Source organism: Lactiplantibacillus fabifermentans DSM 21115, assembly GCF_000498955.2.
Lineage (GTDB): Bacteria > Bacillota > Bacilli > Lactobacillales > Lactobacillaceae > Lactiplantibacillus > Lactiplantibacillus fabifermentans.
On record NZ_AYGX02000162.1, the window covers coordinates 1 to 23,986 of the forward strand.

20 protein-coding genes are annotated in these 23,986 nt (G+C 45.1%); 5 read left to right on the forward strand and 15 right to left on the reverse strand.

Annotation, left to right across the window (positions count from 1 at the left end; all coding sequences use genetic code 11):
• Positions 1–244: 244 nt before the first annotated feature.
• Both DY78_RS13525 and DY78_RS13530 read left to right on the forward strand, forming a co-directional pair.
• Positions 245–1,570: an MFS transporter gene (locus DY78_RS13525; RefSeq protein WP_024623676.1), complete on the forward strand. Its 1,326-nt coding sequence runs from the start codon at positions 245–247 to the stop codon at positions 1,568–1,570.
• A gap of 193 nt (positions 1,571–1,763) precedes the next feature.
• Positions 1,764–2,006, forward strand: coding sequence for a hypothetical protein (locus tag DY78_RS13530; protein ID WP_033613575.1), 243 nt, complete (start codon positions 1,764–1,766; stop codon positions 2,004–2,006).
• On the opposite strand, the gene fba is transcribed toward DY78_RS13530, so the two are convergent.
• Positions 1,999–2,862: a class II fructose-1,6-bisphosphate aldolase gene (fba, locus tag DY78_RS13535; RefSeq protein WP_024623675.1), complete on the reverse strand. Its 864-nt coding sequence runs from the start codon at positions 2,860–2,862 to the stop codon at positions 1,999–2,001. The two genes, DY78_RS13530 and fba, sit on opposite strands and share 8 nt — an antisense overlap.
• A gap of 438 nt (positions 2,863–3,300) precedes the next feature.
• Here fba and DY78_RS13540 point away from each other — a divergent pair, with 438 nt between their 5' ends.
• On the forward strand, positions 3,301–4,671 hold the full coding sequence (locus DY78_RS13540) for an aldehyde dehydrogenase family protein (protein ID WP_029778758.1): 1,371 nt from the start codon (positions 3,301–3,303) through the stop codon (positions 4,669–4,671).
• 327 nt (positions 4,672–4,998) lie between these two features.
• Here the strand turns inward: DY78_RS13540 and DY78_RS13545 are convergent, their stop codons facing one another.
• The 10 genes from DY78_RS13545 to DY78_RS13590 all read right to left on the reverse strand — a co-directional run bounded on the left by DY78_RS13545 (position 4,999) and on the right by DY78_RS13590 (position 15,520).
• Complete coding sequence (locus DY78_RS13545; protein ID WP_024623673.1) at positions 4,999–5,424, reverse strand: NUDIX domain-containing protein; 426 nt, start codon at positions 5,422–5,424, stop codon at positions 4,999–5,001.
• Between the two features lie 13 nt (positions 5,425–5,437).
• Positions 5,438–5,644, reverse strand: coding sequence for a DUF3955 domain-containing protein (locus tag DY78_RS13550; RefSeq protein ID WP_024623672.1), 207 nt, complete (start codon positions 5,642–5,644; stop codon positions 5,438–5,440).
• A 15-nt stretch (positions 5,645–5,659) separates the two neighbouring features.
• A complete protein-coding gene (locus tag DY78_RS13555; RefSeq protein WP_024623671.1) occupies positions 5,660–6,661 on the reverse strand; it encodes an ABC-2 transporter permease in 1,002 nt (333 codons plus the stop codon).
• Positions 6,662–6,676: 15 nt separating this feature from the next.
• The gene (locus DY78_RS13560) at positions 6,677–7,570 is read right to left on the reverse strand and encodes an ATP-binding cassette domain-containing protein (RefSeq protein ID WP_024623670.1); all 894 of its coding nucleotides are present in this window, start codon (positions 7,568–7,570) and stop codon (positions 6,677–6,679) included.
• Complete coding sequence (locus DY78_RS13565; protein WP_024623669.1) at positions 7,567–7,929, reverse strand: GntR family transcriptional regulator; 363 nt, start codon at positions 7,927–7,929, stop codon at positions 7,567–7,569. Before DY78_RS13565 ends, DY78_RS13560 begins: the two co-directional genes overlap by 4 nt.
• A 632-nt stretch (positions 7,930–8,561) precedes the next feature.
• Complete coding sequence (locus DY78_RS13570) at positions 8,562–10,022, reverse strand: glycoside hydrolase family 1 protein (RefSeq protein WP_024623668.1); 1,461 nt, start codon at positions 10,020–10,022, stop codon at positions 8,562–8,564.
• Positions 10,015–11,892 (reverse strand): beta-glucoside-specific PTS transporter subunit IIABC, encoded by a 1,878-nt coding sequence (locus tag DY78_RS13575; RefSeq protein ID WP_033613573.1) that lies wholly within the window; start codon positions 11,890–11,892, stop codon positions 10,015–10,017. The genes DY78_RS13570 and DY78_RS13575 overlap by 8 nt, the downstream gene beginning before the upstream one ends.
• A gap of 113 nt (positions 11,893–12,005) precedes the next feature.
• The gene (licT, locus tag DY78_RS13580; RefSeq protein WP_024623665.1) at positions 12,006–12,851 is read right to left on the reverse strand and encodes a BglG family transcription antiterminator LicT; all 846 of its coding nucleotides are present in this window, start codon (positions 12,849–12,851) and stop codon (positions 12,006–12,008) included.
• Positions 12,852–13,048: 197 nt separating this feature from the next.
• On the reverse strand, positions 13,049–14,260 hold the full coding sequence (locus tag DY78_RS13585; protein ID WP_024623664.1) for an MFS transporter: 1,212 nt from the start codon (positions 14,258–14,260) through the stop codon (positions 13,049–13,051).
• Positions 14,261–14,284: 24 nt separating this feature from the next.
• On the reverse strand, positions 14,285–15,520 hold the full coding sequence (locus tag DY78_RS13590) for an MFS transporter (protein ID WP_024623663.1): 1,236 nt from the start codon (positions 15,518–15,520) through the stop codon (positions 14,285–14,287).
• 838 nt (positions 15,521–16,358) lie between these two features.
• Here DY78_RS13590 and DY78_RS13595 point away from each other — a divergent pair.
• Entirely contained in the window at positions 16,359–17,231 is an 873-nt protein-coding gene (locus DY78_RS13595; protein ID WP_033612192.1) for an AraC family transcriptional regulator, read from the forward strand.
• A gap of 121 nt (positions 17,232–17,352) precedes the next feature.
• Complete coding sequence (locus DY78_RS13600) at positions 17,353–18,117, forward strand: alpha/beta hydrolase (RefSeq protein WP_024623661.1); 765 nt, start codon at positions 17,353–17,355, stop codon at positions 18,115–18,117.
• Between the two features lie 96 nt (positions 18,118–18,213).
• Here DY78_RS13600 and DY78_RS13605 read toward each other — a convergent pair whose 3' ends face one another.
• The 4 genes from DY78_RS13605 to DY78_RS13620 form a co-directional block, all read right to left on the reverse strand.
• The gene (locus tag DY78_RS13605) at positions 18,214–19,830 is read right to left on the reverse strand and encodes a putative polysaccharide biosynthesis protein (protein WP_024623660.1); all 1,617 of its coding nucleotides are present in this window, start codon (positions 19,828–19,830) and stop codon (positions 18,214–18,216) included.
• 251 nt (positions 19,831–20,081) lie between these two features.
• Positions 20,082–21,272 carry an MFS transporter gene (locus DY78_RS13610; protein WP_169817102.1) on the reverse strand — a complete coding sequence of 397 codons (1,191 nt, stop codon included), beginning with the start codon at positions 21,270–21,272 and terminating at the stop codon, positions 20,082–20,084.
• A 132-nt stretch (positions 21,273–21,404) separates the two neighbouring features.
• Positions 21,405–22,646: an MFS transporter gene (locus DY78_RS13615; protein ID WP_024623658.1), complete on the reverse strand. Its 1,242-nt coding sequence runs from the start codon at positions 22,644–22,646 to the stop codon at positions 21,405–21,407.
• Between the two features lie 20 nt (positions 22,647–22,666).
• The gene (locus DY78_RS13620; protein WP_024623657.1) at positions 22,667–23,908 is read right to left on the reverse strand and encodes an alpha/beta hydrolase family protein; all 1,242 of its coding nucleotides are present in this window, start codon (positions 23,906–23,908) and stop codon (positions 22,667–22,669) included.
• Positions 23,909–23,986 lie beyond the last annotated feature (78 nt).

The following is a 23,986-nucleotide window of genomic DNA, read 5'->3' on the forward strand; positions in this document are numbered from 1 at the left end:
AAGCTGATCTTTTTTGTCCGAACAGCGTTCGGATTAATTTTACAATCTACCAAATATGATGTAAGATTATTAAACACAAAAGACTGCTGCGACAAAAATACTGTTGTAGCAGTCTTTTTGTTGGTTATTGTATTAAGTAAACAATCCCCACTGCTAATTCGACGCCGAGCTTAGTTCTTTCGCTCACCAATTCATTTGGTGTACAATTTAACTACGCAAAATTGATTGGACAGGGGTTGATACTTTGCAACAGCCTTGGCAAACTAAATGGCCAGAACGCATCAGTTACGGGTTAAGTGATGCAGCGGATAACTTAGTTTTTCAAATGATGACCACTTACCTACTCTTCTTTTACACCGATGTTTACGGCTTGTCAGCGAGTGCGGCGGCGATATTATTTGTGGTGGCGCGCCTAGCCGACGTCGTTGAAAGCTTGATCATTGGGATTATGATTGACCATACGCATTCGCGTTTCGGTAAAAGTCGCCCATTCTTCTTATGGTATGCCTTGCCGTACGTCATCTTCGCCATCTTGACCTTCGTTACCCCAAACTTCGGCGGTAACGGCAAACTCATTTGGGCTTATGTGACTTACTTAGGGTTGGGATTCTTTTACACCGCGGTCAACTTACCAATCACCTCGATTTTACCGACGATGTCCAAAAACGAACACGAATTGACGCTGCTGGGCGTTATCCGCCAATTCTTTGGCAGCGCCGTCCAAATCATCGTCGCGGTCTTCACGTTGCCGTTAGTCGCTTTATTTGGTGGCAGTAATCAGCAACAAGGATTCTTATATACGATTATTTTATTCGGTATTATTTCACTAGGTTTGATTTGGAATACTTTTTTGCAAGTCCGCGAACGCTTCAGCCAACCAGAACAAGCGCATCAGCCACTCAAAGATGTCTGGCACATGCTCAAGCAAAATAAACCGTGGTTCATCATTTCGGCGGTCATCTTGCTCTATTGGCTAACGACCGCTGTCAAAAATCAAACCACGATTTATTATTTTAAATATATTCAACATAGCGAAAGTCTAGTACCACTCGTTAACGGCTTCACATTTGCCGCGTTAATCGGCGTCGTGCTCATCGTCAGTGCCGCCAAACATCTCGGTAAGAAACACACGATGCTTGCCGGGATTGGAATCGCTACACTGGGACAAATTATTTTAGCGCTCGGGACAGTGGTAAACCAGTTACCGCTGTTACTTGCTGGGACCTTCGTTAACTCAATTGGCAATGGGCTGATTATTGGCCTAGTGTCCATCATGATTGCCGACACGATTCGTTACGGCATGACGATGGGCATTCAAGCGGAAGGTATCTTAGCATCGACTGACGATTTTGGGGTCAACGTTGGCTTAGGATTAGGTGGCCTCGTCACGGCGGGGTTATTCCACTTATCCGGCTACACCGCTAACCACGCCCAAAACGTTGCCACGCAACACATGATCACACTGAACTACGCGTGGATTCCATTGATGCTCTATCTGGTCATGTTTATCGTTTTACTGTTTTACAACGAAAAGCAATTGTTGGCCGCTATTGAAGCTAGTGATATTTAAGCAATAAGTTCGCAGTAAATTCTCTCGAAAAGCGTCTTCGGACATTAACCACCAATCAACTGGCATTGTTGTTTATTCGAATAATATACAGAATAGCCGCCACCAAAAAAATTTGGTGGCGGCTATTGCTATGACTATGAAAATAATACGACCATTGTAGCTCCCCGCCGACAAAAGTTGTGCGTCAGTGATAATGGAAGCCGCCGTGAAAGTGCCGTTAGTTCGGCGTGAATTTTGCCGAGCTTACGGCACCGGCATCTTTGAAGATTGGCGGGGTTGGCCGAGCTTCAAAGTGAGGTTCGAGACCGCTTTTTGGCTCGGACCGGTCGCCACGGCGGCTGGAATTATCGCTGGCGCACAACGGCAAGCAAAAATCAGGCCAAAAGAAAAAGCCGACCGCAGTCGACTTTTCCGAATCAAAAATCTGATTATTTAACAGCTGGAGTTTCGAACCAGCCAATACGTGATGAAACAACATCAACGATGGCTTTCTTACCAGGTGCCAATAACTTACGTGGGTCGTAGCCTTTACCGATTTGGTCTGCGCCAGATTCGATGTAAGCACGAGTAGCGTTAGCAAAAGCAACTTGGTTTTCGGTGTTAACGTTAACCTTGCTGATACCAGCTTTAACGGCACGAACGATTTGGTCCTTAGGAATACCAGAACCACCATGAAGTACTAATGGCATCTTAACGGCGTCTGAGATTTCTTGTAAACGATCGAAGTGTAAGCCAGTCCAGTTTTCTGGGTACTTACCATGAATGTTACCAATCCCAGCAGCTAAGATATCAATACCAGTAGCAGCTAAAGTCTTAGCTTCTTCAACAGATGCTAATTCACCTTCACCGATGATACCGTCTTCTTCACCACCGATTGAACCAACTTCGGCTTCAACAGAAATGCCTTTAGCATGAGCTAACTTAACGATTTCCTTAGTCTTTTCTAAGTTTTCAGCGAAAGGTAAGTCATGACCATCAAACATAACTGATGAGTAACCAACTTCGATACATTCCTTGGCAGCTTCGTAGTTACCATGGTCCAAGTGCATTACAACAGGAACAGTGATGTTCATGCTTTCCATTTCATCAGCAACTAAGTCCATAACTAACTTGTAGCCACCCATGTACTTAGCAGCACCCATTGAAACTTGGATGATAACTGGAGTCTTAGTATCTTGAGCACCCTTTAAGATGCAACGAGTCCATTCAAGGTTGTTCGTGTTAAACGCACCAATAGCGTAATGGTTCTTGTATGCGTCTTGTGTCATATCAACAGCATTTACAAATGACATAAAAATAACCCTCCTAGGTTAATTAAGAGATACGATTTTTGAATCACATTCATTTTAGCACACTTTAGATAGGAGTGATAACCGATTTGCGATATTTCTTAACCAACCAAACCCGTTTAATTGCAGGGGTTCACGGCCCTTTTTGAATGTAAGGGTTTTCATTAAAAATATAAAATAATTTATTACCAAGACTGGGGGCTCACTTTACAAATAAACGGTGCATTGCCCACTTGTGAAATCAATAACTAAATTGTTTTACCACCAATATTGTAAGCGGTTACTTTTATTTCACATGAAAACGGCTAAATCCCGGCAAAACAAAAAGTAAGTAACTTAATTTTGAAAATAAAAACTAGCTATTTACATTTGTGAAATAATAGTTATAATAGACTTGTGAAATAAACAACAAGTAACTTATCGCATAGGAGGAACCGCTCGATGTTGAAAGAAATTGATGCAAAAACTGATGTTGAACAATCAATTGATCGCTTAGTGTTGAATGCCTCATTGGCTGCCAACCGTTTGGAAGTCATGACCCAAGAACAAATTGACGAAGCCGTGGCTGCCATGGCCCAAGCAGCCCACGCTGCTCGGGGCTTATTAGCTTCGATGGCCGTTGAAGAAACCGGTCGTGGGAATTACCGTGACAAGGTCGCCAAGAACGATTTCGCCGCTAAAAACGTCTATAACTATATTAAAGATGACAAGACGGTCGGTATCATCAATGATGACCCCGTCAGTGGGATTACTAAAGTTGCGGAACCCGTTGGGATTATTGCCGGGGTCACCCCGGTTACCAACCCAACTTCAACTGTTATTTTTAACGCCATGTTAGCGTTAAAGACGCGCAATCCCATCATCTTCGGTTTCCATCCCTTTGCGCAAAAGTCTTGTGTTGAAACTGGCAAGATTATTCGTGACGCGGCGGTGGCTGCCGGCGCGCCCAAAGACTGGATTCAATGGATTAAGCAACCGAGTCTCGAAGCTACTGACACGTTAATGAACCACAAAGGCGTCGCGACGATTATTGCGACCGGTGGTGCCGGGATGGTTAAGTCGGCCTACTCAACTGGTAAACCCGCATTAGGCGTCGGTCCTGGTAACGTGCCTTGCTTCATCGAAAAAACGGCCGACGTTAAACAAGCCGTTAGCGATGTCATCACGTCGAAGTCCTTTGATAACGGGATGATCTGTGCTTCTGAATCTAACTTGATCGTCGACACCACGATTTACGACCAAGTTAAACAAGAACTCAGTGCTGACCACGTTTACTTCGTCGGTGGTGACAACTTCAAGGCGTTAGAAAAAATTGTCATGAACGCCGAAAAGCAAGCCGTTAACCCGAAAGTTGCCGGGCAATCGCCTTGGCAAATCGCACAATGGGCCGGTTTCGATGTGCCAGAAGACACTAAAGTCTTAGCCGTTGAATTACCTGATTTAGGTGGGGACCAACTCTTCTCACGTGAAAAGTTATCACCCGTTTTGGCCGTGGTCCGCGCTAAAGATACGGACGCCGGGTTCAACTTGATGAAACGCAGCCTTTCCTTGGGTGGCTTAGGTCACACGGCAGCGTTACACACGACTGACGAAGCCGTGATGAACAAGTTTGCCTTAGAAATGACCGCATGCCGGGCTTTGATCAACGTACCTTCTTCCCAAGGTGCGATTGGCTTCAAATACGATAACGTCGCCCCTTCCTTAACGTTAGGCTGTGGGACTTGGGGTCACAACTCCATCTCACATAACTTGGAAGACTGGGACTTATTAAATATCAAGACCGTTGCCAAACGGTTGAACAAGATTCGTTAATACCTTCAAAAAATGATGTACTAGATTTGCCGCCAAAAAAGGCGCCACGACTAAGCAAAATAGTCGTGGCGCCTTTTAGGTTGCTCATATTTAATTGTCGCTCCGCCAGCTAGGGACAGCGTTTGTGAGGACCGTCACCAGCCAAAAAGCGGTCTGCTGACTCGCTTTGAAGCCTTCAAAGCCCGAAGGTCTCCAAAGACGCCCTGCAAAGTAAGGCGGCCAAAAACACCGCCTAACATTGCTACCACAGAACGCGGTCCCTAGCTGGCTCCGCTATCCTTAATCAACTTATCTCAATGTAGTGACCCGACTTTACAGCATTGCAACCTATTCTTGATTAATTGAAAATGGTTCACCATTAACAATATCATTCAAAATCGGCTGCAAGCTCGGAATAATTTCCGTTGGCATCGTCTTTGACCACTTTAATTCGTTACATTTATTGGTTTCCATAATCGTTGGCGTACCTTGCCAATGAGCCATGCGGACGAAGAAATCGACGCGCCCGACATTCGGCCGGTAGCTGGTGTGCACGACCGTGACGTCAGCTGGCTGAATAGTTAGCCCGACTTCTTCTTGGGCCTCGCGGACAGCCGCGGTTTGTGGCGTTTCCCCTTTTTCGATATGGCCAGCAACTAAGCTGAAATGGCCATCTTGATAGCCGGTTTGATAACGCCGTAAGAACAACGTTTCACCAGAATCATTTTGTAGTAATAAGTAAACGGCCGGAATAATTGCATACCGTGTTTTCATAGTGCGCCTCCACTTAACGATGTCGCTGTTGGCGAGAAATTTGGGCTAAGCGCACGATTCCAATCACCGCGCCCACAGCAAACAACAAGTAGCCGATGGGAATTAAGAAAAATGGTTCATGGACCAAACCACTCGCATCTACCGTTGACCCAATCAGGTTGAAAGCAACAAAGCAAATCACGCCGCTAAGCATCAAGCCTAAACTCATTAATTTTGTCATATTAACAACGACCCCCTAAGCTAATTTGTGTAACCCCCAGACCCGATAAAAACGGTCTGGTCGATATAATAACCAGCGACCCAAGCCCCAAGTCAAGTAGGCCACGACCACCGCCATAACTAACGCGCCCAACACCGGGGCGTCGGAATAGTCGTGCCCGGTCAAAATCGTTAAAATACTCCATCCGAATTGCGACCCACTAACCGCTAACGCTAAGTAGACCATCGTACTCCACAAAACGACTGGTCGCAGGCGTGGAATCAATAAAAATTCGCCTAAATTTTCTAACGACAAGTGCTCGTAGGCCCACTGATTGGCCAAATATAAACCGACAATGATCACGGCACAAATTAATAAGTGACCAATGACGCCCCCAGCAGTCGTCGGATTTAAATTGGTGAAAAAATCGACCTGCCCATAATGGACATGCGCAATCCCACTAACCACGTTAATCAGCGCATCGTAACCATATAACGTACTACCAAAAAAGATTAACGCGCCAAAAATGCTAGCAACTAAGTGACCGACCCAAATACTGAAGGTCAAAGCGACTAGTAAGACGACCGTCCACCAAGCGATTTGATATAACGCAAAATACCCCGTTGCTGACCAATCAAACCAGTTCCGATGGCTATGAAATCGAGTCTGTAACACGGCAATGAATAAGCCTTGCATCAAGACATAACCACCGATAATCGTCGCTAAGGCCAGGGCTAATTTCTGCCGATAAATTTGGCGCCGGGCAATTGGTAAACTTAACAAATATTCACTAAAGCCGGTCGCGTTGTCACTTAAAAACAAGGTCAAACCAACGACGACCGTCACCACAAAGGTCACAAACAACATTGAAACACTTTCATCCGCAATCGAGAAAGCCCCGGGCGATAAATATAACGATGGTTCTTGCTGGATATTTAAAGCCACCCGCACGCCCGTAAAGGCCAGTACGAACACGGCCACGATTAAGAGCCAGCGGTAGCGGCGCCAGAGGATTCCCCGTAAAGTTTGTTTTGTCATCTCTTCCACCCCATCTTAAGAAAGCAACTCAAAGTCTTGTTCATCCGTTAAGTTCGCCATAAATAAATCAGTCAACGATAACGGTAATCGTTCTTGAAAGACTGGTTGCGTTGCTTCGATTGCCGCAGCCAACGCCGGCGTATAATCTTCAAAAACGACCACGATAATACGACCAGATACACTCACGACATGGCCATGTTGCTGGACCACGGCTGGAATCTTTTTATCGCGGTACACGAGTTGGATTTTGCGCGCTTGGCTCCGCATCGTTTCTAGTTCATAGTCATGAATCAAGTGGCCATCCTTAAGCATCAAGGCGCGGTCAATGACACCTTCCAACTCGGCCAAATTATGCGAAGCGATAATGATACTCCGTTGGCCAGTGGCGGCTTCATCAATCAAAATGCTCAAAATATTTTTACGAATCAACACGTCTAAACCATCGAGTGGTTCGTCCAAAAATAAATACTGCGCTTGCGTGCAAACACTCAAAATAATGGTGAACAAGCCAAACATCCCTTTGGAAAAATGGCGTAATTTGCGATTCAACGGTAAATGGTAACGTTCCAATAGAGTCGTAAATTTAGCATTATCGAAATCAGGATAAGCTGCTTGGTAATACCATTGCACTTGTTGGGCCGTCGCACCTCTAAAAAAATTAGCTTGCGGGTCAACAAAGCTCAACTGAGTCCGCAACGCCGGCTGGTCAACGACAACTTGATTATCTAATAAAACTGTCCCGGCATCGGTTAAGTACTGTCCATTAATCGTACGAAACAACGTCGTTTTGCCGACGCCATTGCGGCCAATCACCCCAATAATTTGGCCGGGTGCAATCGAAAAACTGATTGCATCGAGCGTCTGATGCCCGTCGATTAGCTTGGTTAAATTCTGTATGACTAAACTCATGAAGTTGCCCCCTCAATTTGGTCCAACCAAGTTTTTAATTCCGCGATGGAAATCCCCGCTTGGTCAGCCAATTCAACTAAATGTTGTAATTTAGCTTGTAACTCGGTGCGCACATTTTCAGGATCCACGGCATTCACGTAAGAGCCTTTTCCCGGCACTGACGTAATCACTTGCTGGGCCTCTAATTGGTGGTAGGCCTTACTAACCGTATTCGGATTCAACAAATGTTGTTTGGCCATTTCACGCACTGACGGCAACTGGTCGCCCGCTTGTAAAATACCGTGCGCAATATCTTGCTTCAAACCTGTGACGAGCTGCGCATAAAACGGCTGCCCGCTGTCATGGTCAATCACTACCATGGCCGTCACCTCCACACTGTATGATACTGTACTACACCGTAGTATACAGTGTAGTACAGTTGAATGCAATCACTTTTCGCTAAAACAGGCACCTAACTACTGTCAAACCGGCGATTTTATCACACGCTTCAAATAACAAACAGCAGCAACAACCATATTCGCAAAACAACAACCAAAAAAAATGATGCGACCACAAAATTGTAGTCGCATCATTTTGAATAAGTCACCAATTTAGTTGGGCGTCAGTGATAATGGAAGCCGCCGTGCAAGTGCCGTTAGTTCGGCGTGTATTTGGCTGAGCTACGGCACCGACATCTTTGAAAGTTCTTTGTCAGAGTAGGTTTTTAACGGCTAGTTTTTGATTAGTCTAATCACCATCGAAAATATTCAATCATAATTTCATATATTTGACGTTATTTTGAGACTAGCAGTTGGCTGACCGTAATGGAATCGTCCTGAAGGTGGCGTTAACGGGCGTTTTTGTCCCGTTTACACCACGGACGCCTTTTGAGACCTGATCTTTGGGCTCAAAAGCGAGATCCAAGACCGCTTCTCAGGCTTGGACCGGTCCCAGGACGATGGAATTACGGTCCGCCAACTGCTGCAATCTCAATTCAATTGAGTTGAGCACCCTAAGCTAAATCTTCACCATTAGACGTAATCACTTTTTGATACCAAGCAAACGAATCCTTCTTAATCCGTTTCAAGCTACCTTCACCCGCATCGTCTTGGTCAACGTAGATGAAGCCGTAGCGTTTGGACATTTCGGACGTGGAGAAACTAATCAAGTCAATCGGCCCCCACATCGTGTAGCCCATCAATTGGACGCCATCCGCGATAGCTTCTTTCATTTGCGTAATGTGTTTGCGCAAATAATCAATCCGATAATCATCGTGGACATGGCCATCGGCGGTCAACTTGTCGACGGCGCCGAGACCATTTTCAACGACGAATAGTGGTTTGCGATAGCGATCCCACATTTCGTTAAGCGTGATGCGTAAACCGACTGGGTCAATTTGCCAGCCCCATTCGGATTCTTCCAAATAAGGATTGCGGCCCCCGGTGGCCATGTTGCCGTTAACTTGTTCACCGGCATCGGCTTTAGTGACCGTGGTCATGTAGTAACTGAAACTAATAAAGTCGACCGGATATTTGGCCAAGATGGCTTGGTCATCGGCACCCATTTGAATTTCAATCCCATTATCAGCAAAATAACGGTTCATATATTCTGGATATTCACCGCGGGCTTGCACATCGGTAAAGAATAAGTTCTTATCATCTTCCAATTGGGCCGCTTGAACATCAACGGGATTTGGTGACCCCGGATAAGTTTGCATCCGCGCTAGCATTGACCCGATTTTAGCTTTAGGGTCAATTTTGTGGAGTTGCTTGGTGGCAATCGCACTAGCGACGAATTGATGATGCAACGCTTGATAACGAATTTGTAATTGGTCATGTTGCGACAAGTTCGTATCCACGGCCCCCGTTTCATGGAAGCCCCAGGTCCCGGTATTGATTTCGTTAAATGTCAACCAGTAAGGCACCTGACCTTGATAGCGTTTGAACACGGTTTCAGTGAAGTGGTTGAACGCGGCAATCGTATCGCGACTGGCCCAACCATTTTGCTTCAGCGTTAAATTAATCGGCATTTCATAATGCGATAACGTGACTAATGGTTGAATATCATATTTTTTAAGTTCAGCTAACACGCGGTCATAAAAAGCTAACCCCGCTTCATTTGGTTCAGCTTCGTCACCTTTAGGGAAGATGCGGGCCCAGGCCATCGAGAAGCGATAAACTTTGAAGCCCATCTCCGCGAATAATTTAATATCTTCTTGATAATGATGATAAAAGTCGACGCCCCGGCGTTTTGGATATAACGTATCAGTCGTGTCAGCTACCGCGGCTTTGATCGAATCCGTGGTGACATCGCCCATCGACATGTGTTTGCGGTCGGTCGTCTTTTGGACAACTTCGGCCGTCGTCACGCCTTTACCGTCGATGTTCCAAGCGCCTTCAACTTGGTTGGCCGCGGTTGCGCCGCCCCATAAGAAGTTGTCAGGAAATGTTTTTGGATAATCTTTTTTATACATGGGCTAAGTCCCCCTCAGTAGTCGTTTCTGGTTGTGGTTGTAACGTTAAAATCGCATTGTGGTCGGCTTCGGTTGCATCGGTTGGCATAACTGCCGCGTAGTTCGCGGTGTTGGTGACAATCACCATGACAGTCGTGTCATATCCGGCCGCTTTTATCTTGTCGGCATCGAACTTGGTGACGACTTGCCCACGTTTGACGGTTTCATTTTGCTTAACGAGCGTTTCAAAATACTTACCTTCTAATTGGACGGTGTTAATCCCGATGTGAATCAAGATTTCGGCGCCAGTCGTCGAGGTAATCCCAATCGCATGACCAGTTGGGTAAACGGCGGTAATCGTCCCATCAACGGGCGCTTGGACTTCACCATTACTTGGCACGATGGCTAATCCTTTACCCATGGCTTCGGAGGCGAAAACTTCATCGTTGACGCTGGTCAAAGGAATGATGGTCCCTTCAACGGGGGCACTTAACGTATCATCATCGACATTGGCGGGTGTTTTGACGTTCGTCGTTGCGGGCGCATCATTTTTCACCCCGAACAACAAGGTCAAGACCGTCGCAACAACAAAGGCGACGATTAACCCAATGACTTCACCCATGAAACCTTGGCCTAAATAAGTTGGCAAGGATAATAAACTCGGTAACGTAAACGAGCTAGCGTGGACTTTGGCAGCGCCGATAATGGCCCCACCAAGCGCCCCACCGGCAACGGCACAGTAGAATGGGCGTTTGAGTTTTAAAGTGACCCCATAAATCGTTGGTTCGGTAATCCCGAAGATGGCGGTCAAAACACTAGAACCAGCCAAGGCTTTCATTTTAGTATCTTTAGATTTCAAGAAGACCCCTAAAGCGGCGCCCGCTTGGGAAAGAACGGCGGCACTTAAGATTGGCAACAACGGATCATAGCCCATCTTGGCAATATTGTTCATCATCAATGGGACGAAGGTCCAATGTACCCCAAAGATAACGAAGACTTGCCAGAACGCCCCCATGATAATCCCAGCGACGATTGGCATGAAGTTGTAAATTCCCATGACCCCGTCAGCTAAGGCGTTACTGATGGCCCCACCGATTGGTCCCACGACGAGTAGCGTTAATGGCACCATGATTAATAATGACAACAGTGGCGTAAAAATGTTGCGAATGGATTCTGGGAAAATTTTATCCAAAACAGGTTCCAAATACGAGAGCACCCAAATCGCTAACAAGATGGGAATCACTGTCGACGTATACGTCGTTGGTACGACCGGAATCCCGAAGAATTTCAAAGTTGTGGAATTCGTCATAACGGTCACTAATGTGGGGTAGAGCAACGCCGCCCCAAGTGACACGCCGACAAATTGATTGACGTGTAATTGTTTCGACGCCGTAAAGGCTAAGAATACTGGCAAGAAGTAGAAGATGGCGTCCCCCGCGGAATACCAAATCTTATACTGCCCACTATTCACACTCATCCAGTTCAAGGCGACAAACAAGGCGAGTAACCCTTTTAAAATCCCGGCCCCGGCTAAAGCGCCCAAAAATGGGGTGAAGATTCCTGAAATGAACGCGATAAACCGATTTAAGATATTTTGTTTGGGCGCATCTTCGGTATCCGCTGCCGGTGTCGTATCCGGATTGGCTAACCCCGCTAAGTCGGCTAAAGCTTCAAATACTTTTGCGACCGAGTTGCCGATAACTACTTGATATTGGCCCGCACTTTGCACAACCGTAATGACCCCATCTAAATTTTCAATCGCTTCAGTATTGGCTTTATCAACCGCTTTCAAATTAAAGCGTAACCGCGTGGCACAATGCCAAGCCTTACTAATATTGGCTTTACCCCCAATATTGTCGAGAATCTGTTGGGCTAATTCACGATAATCCATACGAATTTCCTCCTTAGAATATAAAAAACTCAAGCCACTAGGAACTAGACCATGACCGGCCTAATCGCTAGTTGCTTGAGTTTTGCCTAATTTAATAGTTACAATCTCAATGATTATTTAGCTTCATTCAACATCCGCTGAATGTGCATCGTTAAATAAATTTGTTCATTCATCGAAACCGGCTGTTGGGCCGTCTTTTGAATGAACGCCACAATCTTTTGCACACAGGCAAAGGCTTGCGGGTACTGCTTAGAAACGTGCTCGAATAAGAATTGATCATCCGCGCCTTGCGACCGGTCCGCTTTTTTGAGCGTTAACCGTTCCGCAAAGAAGCGCAGATGGACTAAGAACCGTTGGACACTAATACTGTCGTCCGGCATCGTAAGCTGAAGTTGATATTTCACAATATTCAACACATCGTTAATCAGCTTCGTCATCGCTAACGTCTGGTCGGCATCGGAATTCGCCATCGTATTTTCCACGAATTTCATCGCGATAAATCCGGCTTCATCTTCCGGCAACTGGACGCCAACCGTATCGTTGATCAAAGTTAACGCCTGTTTGCCCACCTGAAATTCACGGTGATAAATCCGTTTGATTTCCCACAAGATTTCATTTTTGATATCAATGTGGTGTTGATGGCGATAAACCGCGAAATGAATATGGTCGGTCAAGGAAATTAACAAATAAACGTTAAACTTCGTATCCAGTTGCTTTTCCGCTAACGCAATAATTTGTGACGCGAGCTCAAAGTATTCCGGTTCAATATCGGTCATCAGCGCTTGCAAATTAGCGAGCCAGTTGTCTTCGTTTGGGGTGAAAATCTTGGTCACCCGCGCTTCGTCAACCGCATCACCAACATGCTTTTGAAAGCCGATGCCTTTACCGGTCAAGACCACTTCATGCCCTTGACGCTCAGCTAACAACACATTATTATTAAAAACCTTCTTGATCTGCATGCCTCACGCCCCTCGACTCTTGGTCCAAAAATAAAAAACCTCATAATTTCACATTACGTGATACTACTAGTGTATCACGTCACACAAAATTATCAGGTTTTGCCCACTATCTTTGATAGCGGTAACAATCCTTATTTACAATTTGCTAGTATAGCGAGTTTAGAAAACGATTGCAAGCTTTTTACTTATTTTTTATTTCAAGGCTTCGCCACTAACTGCTGTGACGGTTTGCCAAAAATATAATGATAACGCATCGTGATCAAGATCGTCGCCACAAATCCGATGGCGGCTAACCCAACATCAAATAAAATAATATTCGCAATATTATTCGCCATCATCCCCGCAAACACATTCACTGTAAAACTAGCCACCGAAGACGCGGTAGTGACTAGCCCAGTAATAGTGCCCTTACCATTGGGGAAAAATGACGCCATAATCGTCAAGGCAATTTGCATCACGCCCCCCGCCGCTGAAAAACCAACGACAAAGGCCATAATGGTACTAATTAATGGCGTCGGGAATAGATACAAAATGGTCAAGGCAACCAGTGAGGTCAACATATACGCCATCAAAAATTGAATATCTTGCACACCCCGATGTGACAACCAAATCGTCACTAGCACACAAATAATCGACCCGGCACTGTAATAACTGACTAACGACCGGGCCTGCGTATCGTTCATTTGCACGACCGTTTGCCCATACTTGGTAATCCAGATGCTGACGAGCAAGAAAATCCCATCCGCGGTATAGCCAAAAATCGCAAACAATACCCCATCAATCCATAAGTTACCAGGATGTTGCATCGGCGTCGTTGCGGTCACAGCTTTTTTAGCCGTTGCCGGCTGGTCATCGGGGAACTTAGCAAAGCGAAATAGGCAGAAAATATTGAGGGCTAAAATAACCAGCGCTAAAACAAATGACCACCCGTACCAGAGTCGGTTGAGCACCATCACACTAATCAATAATGGCAAAATAAACTGACCAATCGCCACAAACGCTTTTAACACCACATTAGCGATCGACTGATGTTGCGGAAACATTTCCATCAACGCCGGATACGTCCCGGAATCTAAGGCGGCCCCACCGATACCGCCTAACACGGCAAAGCCAATAGCTAGATAAAGTGACCGACTCAACAAGGCCCCGGCAAAGAAGATTATCGTCAAAATAGTCCCTAACCGAATCATCAGTTGCCGACCAAAGCGGTCCGATAAGACCCCCGAAATCAGCGAAATAAACATCCGCCCAAGCCCAACCGCCGAAATGACAATGGCAACACCAGCTAACGTCGTGTGCCACTGACTGGCCAAGGCATCCATATTTTGAGGTAAAATAATAATCGACATGCCGACAATCAAATAATTGAGATACAGACTAATACTAGTTGGTAAATATTTATTTTTCATGATGACACCCCTTAATTAAATCACTTACATTTTGGATAAAGTTGCGGTCGTTTTTGTTTTAACGGGTTTGCCAGCCGTTTTAAATAAGCGATGATAGCGATAAACAATCAAGGCTGCTACCACGAAACAAGCCAACGCCATACCAACATCTAATAAAATAATATTGGCAATATTTGCGGACAGCGCGGCCCCAAACAGTGGAACGACGAACCCCGAAATCGACGCCGCGGTCTGCGAAACACCAGTAACGGTCCCCTTGCCATTCGGGAAAAATGTCGCCATAATCGTCAGGCCGATTTGCATCACGCCCCCGGCTGCCGAAAAGCCGACCAAAAATGACATGATGGCGCATAACCACGCAATGGGGAATAAATACATCACGAGTAATGATAAAAATGACATCAACGTATAAACTAATAAGAATTGCACATCTTGAACCCCACGATGGGATAAGTAAATCGTGAGCAAGACACACGTAATTGACCCGACACTGTAATAACTGACCAAGGCCCGCGCGCTGACATCGCCCATCTTAATGACGGTTTCGCCGTACTTCGTCAACCACGTGCTGACGAGTAAAAAGATACCTTGCGATAAGAAGCCGAATAACGCGAAGAGCGCGCCATCAATCCAAACATTGCCTTTGCTAGTTTGTGGTTGGACCGTTGCCGTGGTCGCCGCAGCAGCGGGGGTCGCTTGACGCTTTGGAAAACGTGAGAAGCCAAGTAAAAAGACCACGTTTAAAATTAAAATCACCGCACAAGTGACAAACGACCAGCCATACCACAACTTATTCATCACAATTAAACTGATCAACAACGGTAGTAAGAATTGCCCAGCGGAAACAAAGGCTTTAATCACCACGTTAGCCGCACTTTTATGTTGCGGGTACATTTCCATCAACGCTGGATAGGTGGCCGCATCTAAGAACGAATTAGCAATCCCGGCAAGCACGCCAAAAACAACCGCCATCGTCAATGAATGACTTAATAGAATACCAACAAAGAAAGTAATATAAGTCGCCGCCCCCAGCACCGCAAACGGCTTGCGGCCTAACTTATCGGATAAAATCCCGGACACTAACGAGACAACTAAGCGCCCAATCCCAACGGCCGCAATCACGACTGACACGCCAGCAATATTGGTATGCCACTGTTTTGCTAACACATCCATATTTTGCGGCAAGATTAAAATGGCCATCCCAATAATCAAATAATTAATATAAAGACTCACACTGGTTGGTACATACTTGTTCTTCATGCTACTCACCTTCGCTTTTCTTAGTCGAGGACACAAAAAGACCCATAGCCTTCGTTTCCAATCCGCTGCGTCAGCCGTCAAAGCATCATGAACTTGTGAGTTTTTAAATTATTAGTAATCAACAATTTAAAAGCACACTAAATCCAACCTTAAAAACGTCTTAGCGCAACATACTCTCAAGAAACTAACTATGGGATATAGCAAGCATGTTAACTAATTCACTTGAAGTATAGCATATCTGTTAGTACAATCAATAAAATAATTAGCGATAATCAATAGAAATCATCTATCATTTTACAAATAAACGAAAAGGCTTTCAAAGACTAGCTGGTTTCAACTATCTACTGACCCTGGCTTATCCTCATCTGTCAGACGAACTGACATAATTCTGAAAAAAGTAGCCCCCTACTTGATGCTGGTATGACACTTAATGCAGTTAATGATTAAAAACAATCGGACACGATAGCACTCCCCCAAAAATTATCGTCGCACAACTTTAATCAAAAAATCAGTTTAGTTAGGCGACAGCGGTAATGGAAGCGACAATTTTCGATGCTTAATGTTGTTGTGAAACTAAGCTAAAATTAGCAGTTGGCTGACCGTAATGGAAGCGTCCTGAAAGTGGCGCTAACGGGCGTTTTTGGCCCGTTTACACCACGGACGCCTTTTGAGACTCGGGTTTCAGGCTCAAAAGCGAGGTCCAAGACCGCCCCTCAGGCTTGGACCGGTCCCAGGACGGTGGAATTACGGTCAGCCAACTGCGGGCAATTCCATCCTCACTAAAACTTGGCAAGCCCGCGGTCAATCATGCTATGATGAAGACAAGAAGGTGATTGTGATGGCTTATCCGCGCCAATTTATTTATACGACCAAAAAGCTCCCGGTATTATTCATTATTCATCCGGCCCTCAAAGATGTCGTGGTCCATCGGCATTGGCATGATGACGTCGAATTGAACTATACCCTCAGCGATACGATTGATGACTTTATGATTGAAAATCACCATTTTCAGACAACGCCGGGGCGCATCTTAGTCGTTAATTCCGACGAAATTCATGGCGTGCGCTCGCACCAAGCTAGTGCGGATGGGCACGAACCAGCCGCGTTAACGCTAGTTTTTCCCATGGCGTACTTACAAGATTGTTATGCCTCAATTAATCAAATTAAGTTCGACCTCAATCACCCCGAAAACTTCACCGCCGACCAGCAACAAGCGTATCGCGAGCTACAACAATTGTTGAATCAATTGCTGGGATTATTTATGGCCGAACAAAATGAACTCACCATTTTGAAAATTCGGGCATTGCTCATGTTATTAGTAATGACCATGATTGAACACTTCGGGCGCCAAAAGATGTTTGCGTTACCGAACAGTGACGACAAACAAACGCGCATCAATGCGATTACTGACTATATTGAGCAACATTACCAAGAACACTTGCAAATCCAAGATATTGCGGCCGCCGTGCATCTCTCAAAGGAATATTTGGTGCGCTTTTTCAAGGCAAATTTGGACACGACTCCGTACCAATATCTGGCCTACGTGCGGTGTCAAAAAGCCCAAGTGGCCCTCCTGCACAGCGAAGACACGCTCACGACGATTGCCATCAACACCGGGTTTGGGAGTTTACGGGCCATGGATCGCACCTTTCAAAAATATACGCATAGTAGTGCGCGCAACTGGCGGATTAAAAACCAAGCTCGTCAATAATCGCCGAATAGTGGTTAATTATTAACCTAAAATCCACAAAGTCCCATGCTAGAATGAATTCGGGATATAAGTAAGCGCTTTCTAGTTTAAGTGACTCAACTTAACTAAAGAAGGTAACCATATGAAAACATCAGAAATTACAGTATGCCGCGATAACCTCAATATTCGCGGCACGTTAACTTTACCAGATGACCAAGCCACGTTTGACCTCGCCATTTTAATGCACGGGTTTACGTCGAATCGCGGCTTTACGCCGGATCACATCTTGTATCATCTCAGTGAAAAGTTAGTTGCCCAAAATATTGCGACATTGCGGTTTGACTTTAACGGCTCCGGTAAAAGTGATGGCGACTTTCAAAACATGACCGTCGTCAACGAAATCGCGGATGGTGAAGCCATTTTAACCTATGCGCGGCACTTGACTGGCGTCCGCAAAATTTATCTGATGGGTCATTCGCAAGGCGGCGTGGTCGCTAGTATGCTGGCGGGACTTTATCCAGAATACATCGCCCATCTCGTCTTGATGGCGCCGGCCGCGACCTTAAAAACTGACGCGCAAAAGGGTGTCTTACAAGGCATCACCTACGACCCCGACCATGTGCCAGATGCCGTCCCGATTAAACTCGGCGACAACTTAAAAGTCGGCGGCGCTTATATTCGGTCGGCTCAAGTTTTGCCTATCTATGAAGTGGCGCAACGTTATACCGGCCCTGTCGATTTAATTCACGGCGACCACGATACCGTGGTGGCTTTGAGCGCTTCAGAAAAGTATCGTGACGTCTATCAGCACGCCACTTTACACCTGTTAAAAGACGCGGACCACGGTTTTCACGCTGCTTCACGCGAAGCGGTGACTGATTTAGCCGTGCAAGCCGTCACCCATTAGCAACTGAACAATAAATCGAAAAAGGTACCAGACCGAAATTTCAAATTTCAGCTGGTACCTTTTATAATCTTAATGGTCAAATTGCGGACGCACAATCTAACGAAAATGCTTATATTGTTTATACTGCCGACCAATCTTCAAATTCAGTGCGATACTAGGCATACTGTAAAATGATCCAAACAAGCCAAACGCGCCGAGCATCATGACCCCTTCAACGGCCGCGAAGATAAACGCTAGCACGCGGTCACTGACAGGGAATAAGCGATCACCTAAGATATACACGACTACCGCCACGACTAAAAATTGGAGCACGGCGGCAAACATAGTAGTAACGTCGGAATTTTTGCTTTTTAACTTAATATCACAAGCCTTGAGCAAGTACACGGTGCCAGCGACGCTGATGCTAGCAAAGGCGATAAAAGTCGCTAGTAACGCCCCGTTAGCATGGAACAATAAGACTAACGGATACTGGGCGAGCGCCTTAATCGCTAAAACGACGACTAATAAGGTCACGGCGCGCCGATGTTGACCAAGCGCTTGAATTAACGTGAAGACATCGGTAAAGACCGCCAATGGTAAACTCACGATAATCGCCCAGCGCATCAGTTGGCCACCTTGCTGGTCAAAACCAAAGAAGACGGTATTAATTTGTGGCGCTAGTAACGCCAAAATAATAATCATCGGGGCAATTAAGCCAAACAACATTTTAAAATTATTCACGATAACTTTAGTCACCTTAGTCCGATCACCTTGCACACTCGCCAAAATTGGCAACGTTGTTTCGGAGACGGCTAACGCCAACGAAATGATGACGGTCGTAATTTTATTGGGATTGGCTGAAAATAACGTAAATAAATTTTGAATTGCGGTGGCCGATTGGGTGGTCACGTGTAACATAATTTGCTTAAACGTGAACTGGTCGACCAATTGTGACAGCGTAATGCCCGCCCCGACAAAAACAAACGGAATGGCTTCTTTAATAATCGTCATAAAGTCCGCTTTTAAGTTCATTTTAGTGGCCGGCGCACTTTGTGACAGTTGTGCTTGATATTGCGGTCGCCGTTGTTGGTAGTAATACCCTAAGTATAACAAACTCGCAATCGCGCCAAAGAACGTCGCAAAGGTACTCAACCCAACCGCCATCGTCAAAGATTGTTTTAAGACGATAAAGCTCACGTACGACGCGCCTAAAATCCCAATGACCCGCACAAATTGTTCAATCAATTGGGAAATTCCGAAGGGCTTCATATCTTGATTACCTTGGAAATAACCCCGAATAATACTCATGACCGGCAAAATGAATAACGCTGGCGTTAAGAAGCGAATCACTAACGTCGTCGCTTGATACGACGTGACCGGTGAACTCTTTGCAATTGCCGGTGCAAAAACAAACAGTAAGCTCCCACAAATCAACCCGGAAATACTCATGAATAACAAGCCGGCTTTGAATAAGTGCTGACTGTCTAAATAACGATTCTCCGCATTATAACCGGCAATTTTCCGGGAAATCGCCGTTGGAAAACCGGACGTTCCTAACGATAAGAACAGCGCATACGGTGTATAAGCTGCGTTGAACATCGCTTGGGCCGTCATTTGATGTTGTTGGGACCCGAGCATCATTAGCCACGGAATCAAATAAACGACCCCCAACACCCGTGAAAAGATACTCCCAAACGACATCCAAAATGTTCCTGATAACATTTTATTTTTCAAAAATTCACCCACCCATGTATTCGTAACGATAACTAACTCGATAATATAATATTCTATCTTAGCACTTTCCATGGGTGGATAACTGCCCAGTTGGGAAAAGAACTCCGTCAACAGCAAATTAACTGAAATTCTGATCCTAAAATAAGTAACATCACACGACAACTTAAAGGAGTAGTCGTCCGTCTAAAAAATAACTACGTAACCTTAAAGGCCAAAAAGAACTCAGTAATGGCCAAGTTCTTTATTGAAAATCATTCAACTTTTTCCATAGCTGCAGACGTCTCAAGGGCCTTTCGTTCAATCATAGGCTTAGTGACTAATAATAAAATCGCTGCGACTAAAATCCAAATAGGTGCAACTCGAAACATCACCGCATACCCAAAGTGGGCTACTAGCAGCCCCCCAATCACGGGACCAACTAACTGACCGACATCCGAAGCTACAAACAACGTACTGCTGGCAGCACCACGCCGCTGTTCAGGAACAACGCTCATTGCCATTGACCGGGCTACTGGTCCGGCCGCACCGTAACCAAAAGCGCCGAGAACGGCCGCAATTAATAGCAACCATAAATTAGCCGCAAAGCTGATGACCCATAACGCCAGCGCCATTAATAGTAACATCGGAATCAACATATAGTAACCGTAACGATCAACTAACCGCCCTCCTAATGGCGCCGCAGCAAATACTGCAATCCCATATACAGTATTAAAAAAGCCAACATTACTCCCTAAACCTTGTTCTTGACCAAAAACGACTAAGAATGCAAAGACGCTTGACCAAGCCATCATAAAAAAGAATTGTAACAAGGCCGGTGGAATGGCCGCCTTAGCAATAACTCCATTTAGCGACACTTTGAAATGTTCGTGCCTTGTATGTTGTGGACTAACAACATGCATATTTAAAATAGCAATGATAGAAGCGCTTTCAATAACGGCCGCAATCACAAAACTCGTTTTATAACTCGTGACTTCACTGATTTTGAGCGCAACAATCGGTGCCAGTAACGTTGCAACCCCACGTGCAACAGCCAATGTCCCAATGCCACTAGCCATTTTTTTGCGTGAGACCACTCCGGCAGCCAATGTTAAACAAACCGGCGCAGTAAATGCCTGTCCAATCCCTTGTGTGATACGAAAAATAACTAACATTTGTACTGATGTGGCACAAGCTTCGCCTAAAAACGAAGCGGTAATAATCATTACTGAAATCAACAACAGTCGCTTACGATTAAAATAATCAATCGCCGGTCCTGAGATTACTCGGAAAACAATCGAGCCATACGTAAAGCCAGTAGCCGAAACTCCAATCAAAACAGGCGTTGCATTTAAGGACTTGGCAAATGGTGATACTAAGGTTTCACCAAAGTTCAACCCTAAATTAATCATCAAATAGACTAAGAAGATAATTGCAAATGCGTGTTTCTGACGTGATTTTGCCATGACTATCCTCCGCGGATTCAAAACAACTAGTGGCCGTGTTGACGCTAAGTCGTCGGGCTCAGGATTCTGATGTTTGACGACACCTACTAACTTCATCCGAGTACACCTCCAAACCAACTATCGGTTGCAAATTTATTCTGCCTTAGCCTCATCCGCCTGCATTGTCGCTACTTCTTTTTCGGGTGCTAACGCTGCAATCTTATTTTTGATATATTTTTGCGTGAAGATGACTAATAGCGCTGCCAGTAAAACCCATACTGGTGCAATCCGAAACATCGTACCATAGCCAAAAGCAGATACCAAGATACCGCCAACAACTGGTCCCACTAATTGACCAATATCGGAAGCAACAAATAACGTACTGCTAGCAGCACCACGGCGATTTTCGGGTACGACGTTCATGTCCATCGAACGAGCAACCGGACCAGCAGCGCCATAGCCAAAAGCTCCTACGACCGCAGCAACTAATAACATCCACAAATTAGTTGAAAAGCTAATAATCCATAAAGATACTGCCATCAAGACTAACATCGGAATAACCATTAAATAACCAAAGCGATCAACTAGCTTGCCACCAAACGGCGCGGCAACAAAAACTGCTAGCCCATATGCAGTGTTAAAGAAACCGACATTACTGCCTAAGCCTTGCTCTTGACCATAAACCACTAAAAATGCGAAGACACATGACCAAGCCATCATGAAGAAGAATTGCATAAATGCAGGTGCCAAGGCTTCTTTTGCGATAAAGCCGGACAACGTGATTTTGAATTTCTTAGCATTCACTGGTTTAACTTTAATGAAAAGTAAGACAACAAATCCGACTAATAAAGTAAAGAATGACCCTAAAAATGCCGTTCGAAAACTAGTTGCTTCTTGTACTTTTAATCCGACAACTGCACCTAATAAAGTTGACGCCGCAGTTCCCAAAGCGAAGATTCCCATCCCTGCAGACATCTTTTTACGCGGCAACGTATCGGCAGCAATTGCGATAAAAGTCGTTGCAGTAAAGGCTTGACCGACCCCTTGTAATACCCGGAAGGTAACTAACATCGGAACCGAGGTAGCAAATGCATCTCCTAAAAAGGCGATTGCAATAATTACCACAGCCCCTAACAACAATCCTTTACGATTAAATGAATCAATTGCTGGTCCCGAGATTAATTTGAATACAATGGACCCATACGTAAAACCAGTGGCAACTACCCCAATAACCACGGGGGTAGCCCCTAACGACTTGGCAAATGGTGTCGATAAGTTATTCGCCATGTTCAATGATAGGTTCACCAGAAAATAGGCCAACAACAAACCGACAAATGCTAGGCTCAAAATCTTAACCTTGGAATCATGCTTTACTTCACTTGTTACATTACCCATAATACTTTCCTTCCCTCTAGTTAACGTGTAAGTTGATAAGTATCCGCAACAATCTTACTGGTTGCTGTATCGCGACGAAATTGTTTCATAAAATCCCAACCAAGCTTAGCCGCCATAACTGGCCAATGATGGCCAGAATTTTCGACAACCACATACCGAAACGCATCTAGGCCTATCCGATTGTGAATGTCTAAGCGCCAATGTTTATAGCCATAAAATTCCATTGTTTGCTCTTCATCACCATAAAAGCCAATCGCTTTATGCAAATCGATTTCAGGATTGTCTAAGTAACTAATACAAGTTGCCACATCACGTGGGGCACAACCCAAACTAGCCATCCGCGTATTTAAACGCTCAATCATCCAGGCATGCTTATCGACACCCACTGGTGGTTCCGGCAAGTCGGAAAACGGCCGTTTACCGCCGACAATATGGGTCGGATCACGCTGATCATCACGACGAGGATCAACGTACGTGTGTGAAGCATCAGCATGGCGGCCCCACTCTTTACGCGCATACCAATCATTGACCGGTGCAAAACTTGAAGCTTCATATTGCCCCACAACTTGCATAAATGGTACAAAGGTATCCTTAAGGTTCTTCTTTTCGGTATCGGTAAAAGGCACATTAAAGTTATCCCAGTCACGCCAAATATCATTACCACACGTTACTACTGCAGTAATCCGCGCTGGCATTCGGAATAATGCCGAAGTGACTTCGTAACCACCTTGCGATTCCCCAGTCATATAGACCCTTTCAGTATCAATCGGATACAGTTCTTCTAGTCGGTCTAAGACCCGTTGTACATTTTCACAGTTCGTATTTTGTAACATCACGACAATAATGCGTTCATCCGCCGCTACTTGCCACCAACCACACTGAAATTCATCAACTGGTACTGGCACTGAGCCACCATGGTTAACAAACACAACGGGATAATATTTGCCAAGCGCCGCCTGAGTTGCCAATTCTTGTGGCGTAATTAATAACCACCGTTTGTAATAATCGTCGTTTTCATACATCTGCCGATTAAGCCCTAATTTGGCATAAAATTCAGTTATTGCTTTTCCAGTTGGATCTTCTTCAAACTGAAAACCTAGTTTGATCAACCGACCGTAAGCTTGTCCATATTCACTCTTCATAAAAGCCTCAGGATCCGCACCCCGACCGTTATTAGCCAACCGTAAATAATCTGCAACGTCAGCCATCTTACCATCAATTATTGTTTGACCCGTTGGCGCCCAAATATTTTCTTGACTCATATTTAAATCCTTCTTCCCAAAATTAGATACGCTTGCAAGACGTTTTGGATATGTTTAAGTGTAAACGTTTTCAAAACG

Coding starts and splice junctions, on each gene's coding strand:
- DY78_RS13530 (WP_033613575.1), top strand. CDS start 1,764: ATGGAAGCCGCCGTGAAAGTGCCGTTAGTTCGGCGTGAATTTTGCCGA.
- fba (WP_024623675.1), bottom strand. CDS start 2,862: ATGTCATTTGTAAATGCTGTTGATATGACACAAGACGCATACAAGAAC.
- DY78_RS13540 (WP_029778758.1), top strand. CDS start 3,301: ATGTTGAAAGAAATTGATGCAAAAACTGATGTTGAACAATCAATTGAT.
- DY78_RS13545 (WP_024623673.1), bottom strand. CDS start 5,424: ATGAAAACACGGTATGCAATTATTCCGGCCGTTTACTTATTACTACAA.
- DY78_RS13550 (WP_024623672.1), bottom strand. CDS start 5,644: ATGACAAAATTAATGAGTTTAGGCTTGATGCTTAGCGGCGTGATTTGC.
- DY78_RS13555 (WP_024623671.1), bottom strand. CDS start 6,661: ATGACAAAACAAACTTTACGGGGAATCCTCTGGCGCCGCTACCGCTGG.
- DY78_RS13560 (WP_024623670.1), bottom strand. CDS start 7,570: ATGAGTTTAGTCATACAGAATTTAACCAAGCTAATCGACGGGCATCAG.
- DY78_RS13565 (WP_024623669.1), bottom strand. CDS start 7,929: ATGGTAGTGATTGACCATGACAGCGGGCAGCCGTTTTATGCGCAGCTC.
- DY78_RS13570 (WP_024623668.1), bottom strand. CDS start 10,022: ATGTATAAAAAAGATTATCCAAAAACATTTCCTGACAACTTCTTATGG.
- DY78_RS13575 (WP_033613573.1), bottom strand. CDS start 11,892: ATGGATTATCGTGAATTAGCCCAACAGATTCTCGACAATATTGGGGGT.
- licT (WP_024623665.1), bottom strand. CDS start 12,851: ATGCAGATCAAGAAGGTTTTTAATAATAATGTGTTGTTAGCTGAGCGT.
- DY78_RS13585 (WP_024623664.1), bottom strand. CDS start 14,260: ATGAAAAATAAATATTTACCAACTAGTATTAGTCTGTATCTCAATTAT.
- DY78_RS13590 (WP_024623663.1), bottom strand. CDS start 15,520: ATGAAGAACAAGTATGTACCAACCAGTGTGAGTCTTTATATTAATTAT.
- DY78_RS13595 (WP_033612192.1), top strand. CDS start 16,359: ATGGCTTATCCGCGCCAATTTATTTATACGACCAAAAAGCTCCCGGTA.
- DY78_RS13600 (WP_024623661.1), top strand. CDS start 17,353: ATGAAAACATCAGAAATTACAGTATGCCGCGATAACCTCAATATTCGC.
- DY78_RS13610 (WP_169817102.1), bottom strand. CDS start 21,272: ATGGCAAAATCACGTCAGAAACACGCATTTGCAATTATCTTCTTAGTC.
- DY78_RS13615 (WP_024623658.1), bottom strand. CDS start 22,646: ATGGGTAATGTAACAAGTGAAGTAAAGCATGATTCCAAGGTTAAGATT.
- DY78_RS13620 (WP_024623657.1), bottom strand. CDS start 23,908: ATGAGTCAAGAAAATATTTGGGCGCCAACGGGTCAAACAATAATTGAT.